Source organism: Sphingomonas sp. LaA6.9, from assembly GCF_022601895.1.
Lineage (GTDB): Bacteria > Pseudomonadota > Alphaproteobacteria > Sphingomonadales > Sphingomonadaceae > Sphingobium_A.
Window position 1 is genome coordinate 45,884 of sequence record NZ_JAKVIO010000018.1, and the last position, 14,504, is coordinate 60,387.

Annotated in this window: 7 protein-coding genes; 4 read left to right on the top strand and 3 right to left on the bottom strand. The window is 64.7% G+C overall.

Features of this window, described 5'->3' with window-relative positions; genetic code table 11:
- Positions 1-3: 3 nt before the first annotated feature.
- Positions 4-2,406: a glycoside hydrolase family 3 N-terminal domain-containing protein gene (locus MKI88_RS10910; RefSeq protein WP_241631407.1), complete on the bottom strand. Its 2,403-nt coding sequence runs from the start codon at positions 2,404-2,406 to the stop codon at positions 4-6.
- 168 nt (positions 2,407-2,574) lie between these two features.
- Here MKI88_RS10910 and MKI88_RS10915 point away from each other — a divergent pair, with 168 nt between their 5' ends.
- The 4 genes from MKI88_RS10915 (at position 2,575) to MKI88_RS10930 (ending at position 11,065) form a co-directional block, all read left to right on the top strand.
- Positions 2,575-4,725 (top strand): alpha-glucuronidase family glycosyl hydrolase, encoded by a 2,151-nt coding sequence (locus MKI88_RS10915; protein ID WP_241631408.1) that lies wholly within the window; start codon positions 2,575-2,577, stop codon positions 4,723-4,725.
- 222 nt (positions 4,726-4,947) lie between these two features.
- Positions 4,948-8,019 (top strand): TonB-dependent receptor, encoded by a 3,072-nt coding sequence (locus tag MKI88_RS10920; protein ID WP_241631409.1) that lies wholly within the window; start codon positions 4,948-4,950, stop codon positions 8,017-8,019.
- 118 nt (positions 8,020-8,137) lie between these two features.
- Positions 8,138-9,226 (top strand): LacI family DNA-binding transcriptional regulator, encoded by a 1,089-nt coding sequence (locus tag MKI88_RS10925; RefSeq protein ID WP_241631410.1) that lies wholly within the window; start codon positions 8,138-8,140, stop codon positions 9,224-9,226.
- Between the two features lie 60 nt (positions 9,227-9,286).
- On the top strand, positions 9,287-11,065 hold the full coding sequence (locus MKI88_RS10930) for an IlvD/Edd family dehydratase (RefSeq protein WP_241631411.1): 1,779 nt from the start codon (positions 9,287-9,289) through the stop codon (positions 11,063-11,065).
- Between the two features lie 28 nt (positions 11,066-11,093).
- On the opposite strand, the gene MKI88_RS10935 is transcribed toward MKI88_RS10930, so the two are convergent.
- Both MKI88_RS10935 and MKI88_RS10940 read right to left on the bottom strand, forming a co-directional pair.
- The gene (locus MKI88_RS10935) at positions 11,094-13,040 is read right to left on the bottom strand and encodes a sialate O-acetylesterase (RefSeq protein WP_241631412.1); all 1,947 of its coding nucleotides are present in this window, start codon (positions 13,038-13,040) and stop codon (positions 11,094-11,096) included.
- Complete coding sequence (locus MKI88_RS10940) at positions 13,037-14,446, bottom strand: sugar porter family MFS transporter (protein ID WP_241631413.1); 1,410 nt, start codon at positions 14,444-14,446, stop codon at positions 13,037-13,039. Before MKI88_RS10940 ends, MKI88_RS10935 begins: the two co-directional genes overlap by 4 nt.
- Between the last annotated feature and the right edge of the window lie 58 nt (positions 14,447-14,504).

Consider the following 14,504-nt stretch of genomic DNA (forward strand, 5'->3'; position numbering starts at 1 on the left):
GCCTCAACCCGCAATGGTCAGCGTGACGCTCTTGAGATCGACCGAATTGGGGCCGACCATGATGTCGAACTCCCCGGGTTCGACGACGCGCTTCATCTTGTCGTTCCACATGCGAAAGGCGCGCTCGTCGAGCGTGAAGTTGAGCGTGCGGCTCTCGCCCGGCTTCAGCGTGACCCGCTCAAAGCCCTTGAGCTCCTTGAGCGGGCGCGTGACCGAACTGATCTTGTCACGCACATAGAGCTGGACGGTCTCGTCGCCCGTGCGCTTGCCCGTGTTGCGCACCGCGACCGAAACCCTGACCGTGCCATTTGGCGCGATCCGCGCCTGCGATAGTTGCGGGGCGCCGATGTCGAAGCTCGTGTAGCTGAGGCCGTGGCCGAACGGGAAAAGCGGGTCGACCGTATCGAACAGGTAGCCGCGGCGCGCGCTCGGCTTGGCGTTGTAGAACATCGGCAGCTGGCCCACCGAGCGCGGGATGGTGAGCGTCAGCTTGCCGCCGGGATTGACGTCGCCGAACAGCACGTCGGCCACGGCGTTGCCGCCCTGTTCGCCCAGATACCAGCCTTCGATCAGCGCGTTGGCCTGCTCGGCGATCTTCACGGTGGAGGCGGGCCGCCCGTTGATCAGGATGACCGTGATCGGCTTGCCCAGCGCCTTCAGCGCGTCGAACAATTCCTGCTGCTCGCCGACCAGGTCGAGGCTGGGGCGGTCGCCAAGATGCGACTTCGCCCAGCCTTCGCGGCTCGTCTGCTCGGTATCGCCCAGCGTGAGGATGATCTGGTCGACATTCCTCGCGGCCTCCACCGCTTCTGCGATGAGGCGGCGGTTTTCCGCGGGGTCGGAGAGCTTGACCTCGTCGGCCCACCAGTCGTCATTCTCGGTGATCTTCACGCCCTGCGCGAAGACGATGTCGGCGTTCTTGCCGACCTTGGCCTTGATGCCGTCAAGGATCGAGACCTTGACCGGGGGCTCGCCATAATAGCCGCCAAGCCGCGCAACCGCGGCGCTGGGGCCGATGACTGCGATGGTCGGCCTGGCGGCTCCCCCTTTGGGCATGGCGAGCGGAAGCATGCCGTCATTTTTGAGCAGGATGATCGAGCGCTGAGCCGCCTTCAGCGCCAGCGCGCGCGCCTCGGCATTGTTGGTGACGGCCCTGGCTTCGGCGATGTCGGCAAATGGCTTCTCGAACAGCCCGGCGCGGAACTTGAGCGTCAGCATCTTTCGCGTCGCATCGTCGATCCGCGCTTGCGAAACGCGGCCCTCGCGGACGGCCTTGGTCAGCGAGGCGAAGGAGAGTCCGTCGGGCATGTCCGAATCGACGCCGGCGTTGAGCGACATCACCGCGGCATCTTCGAGGCTGGCTGCCACCTTGTGCAGGTTCGTCAGGTCGTCGATCGCCGAATAGTCGGAAATGATCGCGCCCTTGAAACCCCATTCGCCGCGCAGCACGTCGGTCAGCAGCCATGTGTTGGCGTGGCTCGGAACACCGTCGATCTCGTTATATGACGGCATCACCGCGCCGATCTTCGTCCGCCGCACCACCTCCTCGAAGGGCGGGAAGAAATTCTCGCGCAGGACACGCTCGGAAATCTGTGCGGGCCCCACATTGGTGCCGCTTTCGGGCTGGCCGTGGCCGGTCAGGTGCTTGAGCGTGGCGAACACCTTGCCGGGGGCGAGGTTGTCGCTGCTGCCCTGCAATCCCTCGACCGCGGCCACGCCCATTTCGCCCGCAAGATAGGGGTCTTCGCCGAAGGTTTCCTCGATCCGGCCCCAGCGCGGATCGCGCGCGACGTCGACCACGGGCGAGAGGACCAGATGAACGCCGCGCGCGCGGATCTCGCGCGCGATGACGGCGTTGATCTCGCGCATCAGCGCGGGGTCCCATGTGGAGGCGAGCCCGATCGCCTGCGGGAAGCTCGTCGCGCCGATCGCCGCGAAACCGTGGAGCCCCTCTTCATGAAACAGCAGCGGGATGCCAAGGCGCGTCTTTTCGATCGCCCAGTGCTGGAGTTCGTTTGCCAGCTTCACCGATTGCTCGGCGGTGTGCCTCGCGACGACGCGCGGGCTGAAGGCACCTTTGACATCTGACGGCCGCGTGAACTGACCGAGGCCATTCGGGTAGCGCGCCGACATTTTCGCCGCATCGAACTGGAGATTGGCGTCGAGTATCTCGGGCTTGTTCTGCCAGACGGCCAGAAGCTGGGCGACCTTCTCCTCGAGCGTCATGCGTCCGAGCAGGTCTTCGACACGCGCTTCCACCGGCGCTTTTGCGTCCCTGTAGAGCGGCGTGTCGTGGCGTTGCGCGGCGGGCTGCTGCGCCGTGACTGATGCCGCACCCAGCGGCACGAGCGCCGCCGCCGCTGCCAGCATGATTCCCGAATTGCGAGCGAACGCGCTGAAACGCATGAAGCCTCCCTCTCCCGCGGGCGGCGTTGCGCCCGATTGCAAACATCTTGACGATGCGTCTATTGATAGCGCTAACATGATATGCTCTTCATGGGCTTGTCAATGCCCGCCGCTGGCGGGGAAGGCGAACGCCGGTAACGGGCGGCGCCGTTTTTGAGAGGGGACGATATGTTTCGTACGCTTCTGCGCGCATTGCTGGTTCTGGCGTTTCTGGCGCTCGCCGGGCCGGTGCGTGCCGAAGACGGCTATGATCTGTGGCTGCGCTATCGTCCCGTCGAAGCTTCCCTGCAGGCGCAATACCGCCCCATGACGACCGCGATCGTGGCGGGTGGCGATTCGCCGACGATGCGAATCGCGGTTGCCGAATTGCGGCGCGGCCTTGGTGGTCTGCTCGGTGCTGAACCCGTCAGCGGTCCGTCGGCGGATGCGGGCGCGATCCTGATCGGGACCCCGACACGGATGCCCGCGATCGCCGCGCTCAGGCTACCGCTCGAGGGGCTTGGGCGCGAAGGCTATCTGATCCGCAGCGCCCGGATCGAAGGCAAGCCGGTCACCGTCATCGCCGCCAACGACGATATCGGCGCACTTCACGGCGCGTTCCATTTGCTGCGGCTGATCCAGACGCGCCAGCCGATCGAGGCGCTCGATATTCGCTCGGCGCCCGGGGTCCAGCTCCGCCTGCTCAATCACTGGGACAATCTCGATCGCAGCGTCGAGCGCGGCTATGCGGGCCAGTCGATCTGGGACTGGTGGAAGCTGCCCGACTTCAAAGATCCGCGCTACATCGATTACGCGCGGGCCAATGCGTCGATCGGGATCAACGGCACCGTTCTCAACAATGTGAACGCCAAGGCCGACAGCCTGACCGCACCCTATATCGCCAAGGCGGCGGCGCTGGCCGACGTGTTCCGACCCTATGGCATCCGCGTCTATCTCTCCGCGCGTTTTTCGGCGCCGATCGAGATCGGTGGGCTCGAGACCGCCGATCCGCTCGATCCTCAGGTGCGCGCGTGGTGGAAGGCCAAGGCCGACGAAATCTACCGCGCGATCCCGGACTTTGGCGGCTTCCTCGTCAAGGCCAATTCGGAAGGGCAGCCGGGGCCGCAGGATTACCGGCGCAGCCATGCCGATGGCGCGGACATGCTCGCCGACGCCGTCGCGCCGCATCGCGGTGTCGTGATGTGGCGCGCCTTCGTCTACAGCCACGAGACCCCCGACGATCGCGCCAGACAGGCCTATAGCGAGTTCAAGCCCTTTGACGGCAGGTTCGCGGACAATGTCATCGTGCAGGTCAAGAACGGCGCGATCGACTTCCAGCCGCGCGAGCCATTTCACCCGCTGTTCGGCGCGATGCCGAAAACGCCGCTGATGATGGAATTCCAGATCACCAAGGAATATCTCGGCTTCGCGACGCACCTCGCCTATCTCGGGACGCTGTTCGAGGAGGCGCTTTCGGCCGACACACAGGCGAAAGGAAACGGCTCGACCGTCGCCAGGGTCATCGACGGCAGCCTGCACGGCTACAGGCTCACCGGGATGGCGGGCGTCGCCAATATCGGCAGCGATCGCAACTGGTCGGGATCGCATTTCGATCAGGCCAACTGGTATGCCTTTGGCCGGATGGCGTGGGATCCCGATATGAAGGCTCGCCCCATTGCCGAGGAATGGGCGCGGATGACCTTTTCCAATGAAGCTGGATTCGTGGCGCCCGCGGTCGACATGATGATGGCATCGCGCGAGACCGTCGTCGATTACATGACCCCGCTCGGGCTGCATCACCTGATGGCATCGGGACATCATTACGGGCCCGGCCCCTGGGTCGACGATCTCGAGCGCGCCGACTGGAATCCGGTCTATTATCATCGCGCCGATGGTGCGGGCATCGGCTTCGACCGGACGAAGGCGGGAAGCGATGCGGTGTCCCAATATGCGCCACCCGTCGCGCGGATGTTCGGCGACATCGCCACGGTGCCCGAACGCGACCTGCTCTGGTTCCACCATGTCGGCTGGGATCATCGGATGGCTTCGGGGCGCACGCTCTGGGACGAACTGGTCATGCGCTACGGGCGCGGCGTTCGGGGCGTCGAGTCGATGCAGCAGCGCTGGGCCGGGCTGGCATCCTTTGTCGACGCCGAACGCCATGCCGAAATCGCTGCGTTTCTCGCTATCCAGCACAACGAGGCGAGGTGGTGGCGCGATGCCAGCGTCGCCTATTTTCAGACCTTTTCGAAACGGCCGCTGCCCGCGGGTGAGGTCGCACCCGAACACCCGCTGCAATGGTACAAGGCGCTGCGCTTTCCCTACGCTCCGGGCCATTGAGGTAGCGCTAAATGTGACAATATATCCGCAATATCAGGGTTATTGACATTAATCTGCAAGCTCGATAGCCCTTTATATGTGACCGCTACCATAAGCGGCAGCTCGATAATAACGACTGGCAAGCAGTCGAGGAGAGGGGAAGATTAGATGATCACGGAACAATTGCGTCCGCACGCAAGCCGTCGCCGGGCGTTTCTTGCCGCCACCATGCTGGCTACGAGCATGGCTTCGTCTGCCTATGCCCAGACCGAGCCGCCTCCGCAGCCCCCCGTCCAGGATCAGCCCGCGGCTGATGCCTCGGAAGGCGAGATCATCGTCACCGGCTTTCGCAAGAGCCTTCAGGAATCGGCAGATCTGAAGCGCGATTCGGTCGGCTTCATCGATGCGATCTCGGCGGAGGACATCGGAAAGTTCCCCGACACCAACATCGCAGAATCCTTCAACCGTATTCCCGGCATCACCATCACGCGCGAAATCACGGGTGAGGGTGTGCAGGTCGCGATCCGCGGCCTGGGCACGAACTTCACCAAGGTGCTGTTGAACGGCGCGCCCGTCGCGGTGTCATCGACCGGCCGTACCGATGCGCAGAGCACCAACCGCGAGGTCGATCTGGACCTTTTCCCGACCGAATTGTTCAGCCAGCTCACCGTCATCAAGACGTCGATGGCGAGCATGGTCGAGGGCGGGGCCGCGGGCACCGTCAACATGCGCAGTGCGCGTCCCTTCGACAATCCTGGCAAGCGGCTCACCTATTCGCTGCAAGGCACCAAAGGCAGCAACGCCGACGACTGGGGTTATCGCGGTTCGCTGATCGGCAGTGCCACCTTCGGCGATTTCGGCATCCTCGCGGGCGCCGCCTATGTGAAGAACAAGGTGCGCGTCACGGGCTTCGAAACGATCGGCTGGACCAATCCCAATCTGAGCGCCGCACAGTGTGGCGCAACCAGCGGCTGCAACGCGACCGGCGGCGGCAACTGGACCATTCCGGGGACGGTGCCGGCCAATGCAGGCAATGGCCTGACGACAGGGGCGACGATCGACCGCGCCTTCCTGCTTGCCAATAATCCGGGGCTGTCGATCCAGCAGATCGACAATGCGATCATTCCGCGTCTCGGGCGACCGTCCGACGAATTCGGGTCCAAGGAACGATTGAGCGCGATTGTCAGCCTCGAATATCGGCCCGCAGATTCGCTGCGTTTCTATGTCGACTCGATGTATGGCAGGAAGGAAAACGACCTCGAGCGCATCGACATGAACTGGGTCGGCCGCAACGGGGCCGCCATCCCGCTCAACATGGAGGTCGATCGCACCGATTGCAGCGGTGGCTGTGTTGTTACCAAGGGCACCTATGCCAACGCCCAGTGGTTCCTCGAATATCGGCCGTTCATGGAGGACGTCGAATTCTGGGGCGTGAACCCGGGGTTTGAATGGGACATCTCGGACAAGTTCAAGTTCAATGTCTCGGGCAACTGGACCGAAAGCACATTTCACCGCGAATCCCCGTCGGTGCTCGTGTCCACCGTGCTCGGATCGGGTGTCACCGTCGACTATCTCAACAGCGGCTCGATGCCGGATATCACGACGAATGTTGACCTCAACGATCCGGCCATTTTTGGCTGGAACGCGGGCAGCCGCGTCAATATCCAGGATGAGCGCCGCAAGACCGAGACCAAGGGCGTGCGGGGCGACCTGACCTATGGTGACGACGAACTCAGCCTTCGTGTCGGCGGTGCCTATGACGACATCTCGCGCAGGATCCGCGCCTTCGACAACAGCCAGGCGTGGCAGAATGCGGTGTGCGGCAACAACCCGAACGTCTTCCTGCCCAGCCCCAACACGCAGCCGCAGTGCCGTGGCCTCAATCAGCCCGGCGCGGCCGCCCCTGGCGATCCGACCTATCCGCTTCTGGGCAGCGGCTATAGCGCAGGCATGGGACCGCTTCTCTATCAGGGATCGCTCATCCCCAACGCAGCGCTGCCTTCCTATCTGATGCGCGGGCCAAGCGGCTTCGTGACCGTCGACTGGGATCGGTTCAAGGCCGACAGCAACTACGACGCGCTTCACGACGCCGCACCCGAGGCGGGCGCATCCAACACCGGCGCGAGCGGCGGCTATGTGCGCGAGAAAACGACCGGCGCCTATATGGAGGTCAACGGCAATACCGAGCTCGGTGGCAACGCGCTGCGCTGGAATGTCGGATTGCGCTTTGTCCATACCGATCAGACGATCGGCGGCAATGTGTCGCTGGCCAATCCGCTCAACGCGACCGATCCGGACGGCGCCGGACCGTTGCCTGCGGCCTGCCCGGGCACTGGCAATGCGCGGGACGGCTCGTGCTATCCCAATGTTCTCAACTTCGTGACGACCAGCAACACCTATGACAACTGGCTGCCTTCGGGGACGGTGTCTTACAATGTGTCGGAAAACGCGCTGGTCCGTTTTGCGCTGTCGAAGACGATGACACGCCCCGACCCGAACGCGATGCTGCCCGGCCTGAACTTCAGCTCGCCGTCCGCCGACGTTGGCAACGTCGGCAACTCGTCGCTGGAACCGTTCATTTCCAAGAATATCGACTTCGGCTTCGAATATTATACCGGCGGTCCCGGCTATGTGAGCGTGGCGGCCTTCCGCAAGAAGGTGACGGGCTTCACAGTTCCCGGAACCGTGACTGTGCCCTTCACCGACCTGGCACAATATGGCGTGACCTTCGACACGCTGACGCCGACGCAGCAGGCAGCGATCAATTCGCGGGGCGGCCCCAATGTCGCGACGGTGGTGTTGCAGCAGCAGGTCAATGCCAGCGGATCACTGACCGTAAACGGCCTCGAATTCGGCTGGGTTCAGCCGCTCGACTTCCTGCTCAGCAAATATGGCATGGATGGTCTCGGTTTCACGGCCAACCTCACGATCATCGACCAAAAGGGCAAGGGAGCGGCGCCAGCGGTCGCGTTGGGCGTGGCGCCATATACCTACAACGCCACGGTGTACTACGAGAACCATGGCATAAGCGCGCGCGTATCGATGACGCATGCCGACGGCTCGCAGGTGTCGGGGCTCAACCAGAATGGCATCCCCAACGCGGCGCTGTTTTCGGATGATTACCAGCAATGGGACTTCTCATCGAGCTTCGATCTCGGCGAGTTCTTCGAGAACGAGCACCTTCCCGAGCTGACCTTCGACGTGGTCAATATCTTCGATGCTGACCAGCGGACCTATTTCCAGTTCCCCAACGCCACGTTCACCCGGTACAAGCCGGGCACGCAGTTCATGGTCGGCCTGCGCGGCCGGTTCTGACGGCGACGGTCTCCGATCTGTTTGCCGGGAGCGGCGCATGTTCCGAATGTGCCGCTCCTCCCTTTTTGCGGGCGTACAAAACTGTATGTAATGGCTGAGCAACTGTCGGGAGATTTGCGTGGAGCCCAAGCCCAATCGACGCCAGCGGGGCACGTCGACGATCCATGATGTCGCACGCCGGGCGGGGGTCTCCCCGATGACTGTTTCGCGCGTCATCAACGGCGAGAAGAACGTCAAGCCAACGACACGCGAGCTGGTCGAGACGGCGATCCGTGAACTCAACTATGCGCCCAATCCAGCGGCGCGCAGTCTGGCCAGCGCAGACCTCATTCGCATCGGGCTGCTCTACAGCAACCCAAGCGCTGCCTATCTGAGCGAGTTCCTGGTCGGCGGGCTCGATCAGTGCAGCCGGAGCAACGTTCAGCTCGTCGTCGAAAAATGCGAACCCGGAACCGATGAGGAGGTCGTGGCCGAAAGGCTCATCGCGAGCGGTATCGACGGCATCATCCTGCCGCCGCCGCTGTGCGATGCGACCTCGGTGATCGAGATACTCGCGCGTGCGCACACACCAGCGGTCGCGGTCGCAACTGGCAAACCTGCGGACACCGTCTCCGCCGTCAGCATCGACGATTACAAGGCCGCGCTCGAAATGACGCAGCACCTGATCGCGCTGGGCCACCAGCGGATTGGCTTCATCATCGGACACCCCAATCAGAGCGCGAGCGCGCGGCGGCTCGAGGGCTATCGCGCAGCGCTCGCTGCAGCAAGCATCGAGGCAAGCGAAGAGCTGATCGCGCAGGGATTTTTCACCTATCGATCGGGTCTGGACGCGGCCGAGCAATTGCTGCGCCTGGCAACGCCGCCTTCCGCGATCTTTGCGAGCAACGACGACATGGCTGCGGCCACGGTCGCGGTGGCGCATCGCCACGGGCTCGACGTGCCCGGCGACATCACGGTCTGCGGTTTCGACGACACCGCACTCGCCACGACGATCTGGCCCGAACTGACGACGATCCACCAACCGATCACCGACATGTCGCGCGCCGCGGTCGACCTGCTGATCGAGGAGATCCGCCGCAGGCGGAACAAGCAGAAGGAACGGCATCCCCACACCTTGCTCGACTTCACGCTCGTCCGGCGACAGTCCGACGCTGCGCCGCGCCGACGCCCACCAACATCGCGCGCGAGGCTTGACAAGGCGGGCTGACACGGCATGGTAGCGTTACCATAACAAGCTCCGGTGCCTCGCCGGAGGGTGGAGGATTGCATGAAAGCCCGCAGCCCCGCGCGTCCCTTCCGGTCGCGCGACTGGTTCGCCGATCCGGCTCGCAGTGACATGACCGCGCTCTATCTCGAGCGCTTCATGAATTATGGCATCACCCCTGCGGAGCTTCGTTCGGGGCGGCCGATCATCGGGATCGCGCAGACGGGGAGCGACCTTTCTCCCTGCAACCGGATCCATCTCGAGCTTGTCCGGCGCGTCCGCGATGGCATTCGCGACGCGGGCGGCATCCCGATGGAATATCCCGTCCACCCGATCTTCGAAAATTGCCGGCGGCCGACCGCGGCGCTCGATCGCAACCTTTCCTATCTGGGACAGGTCGAGATCATGCATGGCTATCCGATCGATGCCGTGGTGCTCACGACCGGCTGCGACAAGACGACCCCTGCGGGGATCATGGCGGCTGCGACGGTCGACATTCCCGCGATCGTGCTTTCGGGCGGACCGATGCTCGATGGCTGGCACGAAGGCGATCTGGTCGGTTCGGGCACGGTCATCTGGCGTAGCCGGCGAAAGCTCGCGGCGGGCGAGATCACCGAGGAAGAATTTCTCGACGCAGCCTGCGCATCGGCACCCTCGGCGGGGCATTGCAACACCATGGGCACTGCATCGACGATGAACGCGGTCGCCGAGGCGCTGGGGCTCTCGCTGCCAGGCTGCGCAGCGATCCCCGCGCCCTATCGCGAGCGCGGTCAGATCGCCTATGAAACCGGACGGCGCATCGTCGACATGGCGTATGAAGACCTGCGTCCTTCGAGCATCCTGACGCGCGCGGCCTTCCTCAACGCGATCGCGGTAACTACCGCGATCGGCGGCTCCAGCAACGCCCAGCCGCATATCGTCGCGATGGCCCGCCATGCCGGTCTCGAGATTCGGCCCGAGGACTGGATGGGCGCCTATGACCTGCCGCTTATCGTCAACATGCAGCCCGCGGGCAAATATCTCGGCGAGCGTTTTCACCGCGCGGGCGGCGTGCCCGCAGTGATGTGCGAGCTGCTCGACAAGGGCAAGATCGACGGCGGATGCCTGACGGTGACCGGCCGCAGCATTGCCGAGAATATCGCAGGACGCGTGGCTTCCGACCGCGAAGTGATCCTTCCCTATGATGCACCGCTGCGCGAACGCGCGGGCTTTCTCGTGCTCAAAGGCAATCTGTTCGACTGCGCGATCATGAAAACGAGCGTGATTTCCGACGATTTCCGCTCGCGCTATCTGTCGGTGCCCGGGCGCGAAGGCGTGTTCGAGGGGCGCGCGATCGTCTTCGACGGGTCCGACGACTATCACCACCGCATCAACGATCCCGGGCTTGAGATCGATGAAAACTGCATCCTCGTCATCCGGGGGTCAGGTCCTCTGGGCTGGCCCGGTTCGGCCGAGGTCGTCAACATGCAGCCGCCGGATGCGCTTATCCGCCGGGGCGTCATGAGCCTTCCTACGCTCGGCGACGGACGCCAGTCGGGGACTTCGGACAGCCCGTCCATTCTCAATGCCTCGCCCGAAAGCGCCGCGGGCGGCGGGCTCGCATGGCTGGTGACGGGCGACGTCATCCGCATCGACCTCAACACCGGACGCTGCGACGCACTGGTCGCCGAGGACGAGATCGCGCGGCGGCGGGCGGGGCCGCCTCCCCCGATACCAGCGAGCCAGACGCCGTGGGAAGAGCTCTACCGCGAAAAGACGGGGCAACTGGCCGATGGTGCGGTGCTCGAAATGGCGGTCAAATACCGCGCGACGTCAGAGCGCACGCCCCGACACAACCATTGAGAGGCTTGGGCTTGAGGTCGATCGGCTCTCAGCGAACGGGAAGCTCGAACGGTCCTGCAGGCAGTCCCGAGCCGTCGTACAGATTGCAGACGGGGCTATCGGCCCAGCAGAAGCGAACGAGCGCGTACGGGCCATCGCCAGCGTCGAGCGTGACCGTATCGCCCACCGCGCGGGCGTCGACGAAGCGGCACGTGCGTCCTGCGGCGTCGCACAGTTCGAAACCGATCGGCCGCGCCGCGCTGTAGCTGACCAGCGAACCTGCGACGTCGCCGAACCGCACGGCAACGCCCTGCGCGGTCCGCGTTGCCGAAAGCGGCCTTGGTCCGGACGGCGACAGCGCGGTCTCACCGTAGATCAGATGTCGCGCGGCGCGCGCCAGACGCCGCGCAAGTTCCTGCTTGTTCGCGGGGTGGATGTCGCTGCGCTCACCGATGTCGATCGTCACCGCGAGCGCTGCGTTGCCGTCGGCCTCGACCGCCTGACGCTGCGCCTCGCGCAGCCGCGCAGCGCCGCTGTCGACGGGCGTCGTACTTGCCGCGCCATAATTGGCGATCTGCACAATGAGAAAGGGCAGGTCCGCGCCGAAGCGCTGCCGCCAGTCGCGCATAAGGCCGGCCAGTCGGACGGCATAGCTGTCGGCGCGCTCGACATCGCTCTCGCCCTGATACCAGAGCACGCCCCTGAACCCATATTGGCCGAGCGGCGCGATCATCGCATTGCCGATCGTCGAGAGCCCGCCCGTCGCCTCCCACGGGGTGCGCGGCGGATAGCCCATCGCGGCCGGGGCCGCGCGATACCGCCAAAGTCCCTCGAGCGGAATCGTGGTGCCGTCGGCAAGTTTCAGTGCGCGCTTGCTTGCGGGATCGATCATGCCGCCGGTGCCATAGGTGTCGAGCACATTGACCACGATGCTGTTGTCGCCCGCACGCAGCGCGCCCGCAGGGAGCGCATATTCGCGATCAGCGCCGGGAGCGGAGGTGTTTCCGATCGGGCGCCCGTTGACGAAGCTCTGATCGACATCCTCGATCCCGCCGAGGCGCAGCGTCGCGGCACCCGCGGTCTGCGCCGCGGTCAGAGTGACGCTCGTGCGGTACCAGACCATGCCGTTGAACTGGTCGAGCCCGGCTCCTTGCCAGCTCTCCCATGCAGTAAAGGCCGGGACGGGCTTCCACATGTCGTCGACGCGTGCGTTCCACGGTTCGGCGCCGGGCGCGTCGCCGCTGCGCGCGCGCCACCAGCTTTCCCAGAGAGCACCCCAACGCGCATTGCCGCGCGCGGGATCGGCGCGATGGTCGGCGAGCACCGAAAGCGGCTCGTCCAGCCCGCCAACCTGCCGAAGCGCTGCCTCGTCCATCCAGCTGGAGATGGCGGACCCGCCCCATGATGCGTTGATCAGCCCCATCGGGACCTTGACGGTCTTTCGCAGTTCGCGCGCATAATAGTAGCAGGCGGCCGAGAATTCGGGGACAGTGGCGGAGGACGTGACCTGCCAGGAAACGGGGCGCCTGAAGCCGTCCAGCGGTACCAGGCTGGTGTCGTTGGGCACGGTGAGCATACGGATCGCGGAATCGGTTGCACCTGCGATCTCGGCGCGAGAGTCGAGAGCGCGGTGGACCTGCAACACCATGTTCGACTGTCCCGAACACAGCCAGACGTCGCCGATCAGCACGTCCTCAACGCTTTGCTCGGCACCCTCGGCGGTGCGTATCGTCAGCCGATAGGGCCCGCCTGCCTTCATCGCGGGCAGGCTCGCGCGCCATGTGCCGTCGGCGGTGGCGCGCGCGGTGCCTCGGCTTTCACCGAGAGTGACGGTCAGCCGCGCACCGGGCGCGGCACGGCCCCAGAGCGCGATCGGTTTGTCGCGCTGGAGCACGGCATGATCCTGAAAGGGATCCGCGAGCAGCCGGGGCGGGCTCGCCGTCGCGGCGGATGCGACCGAAATCGCCGCAGCCGCGGCGAGCGCCGCCAGCCTCATCCCGCCATTTCCTCCAGTTCGAGCCCGCGCGTCTCGTGGACCATTGCGCGTACGAAGAAGAAGGAGACGAGCGCGCTCGCCGCGTAGAAGCCATAGGTCACGACGAGGCCGATCGAGGCGGCCAGCGCCGGGAAGCTGACGCTGATCGCGAAGTTCGCGATCCACTGCGCGAAGCCGGCGACCGCCAGCCCCGAACCGCGGATCTGGTTGGGGAACATCTCGCCGAGCATGACCCACATGACAGGGCCCCAGCTGAGGTTGAAGAAGATCACGTAGAGATTGGCCGCGACAAGCGCCCAGAGCCCCGCCTGATCCGAAAGCTGGAGGCTGCCGTCGACGAAGTTGCCGGTGGAAAAGCTGATGGCGACGACCGCCAGCGTCACCGCCATGCCCGCCGAGCCGATCAGCAGCAGCGGCTTGCGCCCGATCCGGTCTATGACGAGGACGGTGAACAGGCAGGCGAGGATCGATAGGCTGCCCGAGACGATGTTGATCAGCAGCGCGTCATTCTCGCTGAAGCCGACCGACTGCCAGAGCACCGCGCCATAATAGAAGACGATGTTGATGCCGACGAGTTGCTGGAAGACCGCCAGACCAATGCCGGTCCAGACGATCTTGCGGATCTTGCCGGTCGATTTGTCGACGAGGTCCGAAAGCTGCGGCCGGTGATGGTCGGCGGCGAGCGAGGCGCGGATTTCCTCGACCTTGCGGCTGGCCTCGGCCGCGCCGAACAGGCGCGTCAGCACGCGCTCGGCATCGGCGACGCGTCCCTTGACGACCAGATAGCGCGGGCTTTCGGGGATGAAGAGCAGCGCGAGGAAATAGATGCCCGCGGGGATCACCTGCATCCAGAACATCCAGCGCCAGGCGGGAAAATCGAGCCAGAGCGTCGCCTGCGAGCCGCCCGCGGTGGCCGCGAGCACATAGTTGGCGAGAAACGCGCCGGTGAGCCCAGTGATGATCATGATCTGCTGGATGCTGGACAGCCGACCGCGGATGTTCGCGGGGGTCACTTCGCTGATATAGACGGGAGACAGCACGCTTGCCGCGCCGACGCCGAGACCACCGATGAAGCGCGCGATGACGAAGATCGTCGAGGAGCCCGCAGCGCCTGCGCCGATCGCGCTCAGCACGAAGAGCAACGCGGCGATCATCATCACGCTGCGGCGGCCGATCATATCGGCAAGCCGCCCCGCCATGAACGCGCCCGCAGCGCAGCCGAGAAGGATCGCGCCGACATTGAAGCCGGTGCCCAGCTTGGAAAGATTGAACGCATGTTCGAGCCCGTCCTGCGTGCCGTTGATGACGCCGCTGTCGTATCCGAACATGAAGCCGCCGATCGTGGCGACCGCTACGATGGCCGCGATGAACGCAATGTTCACCTGCCCCGATGATTCCTTGTGCATTCCTCTCCGCTCCCTCCCGATTATGCGCGCCACGGTTGACGTCCGGGCATTCTTGCTG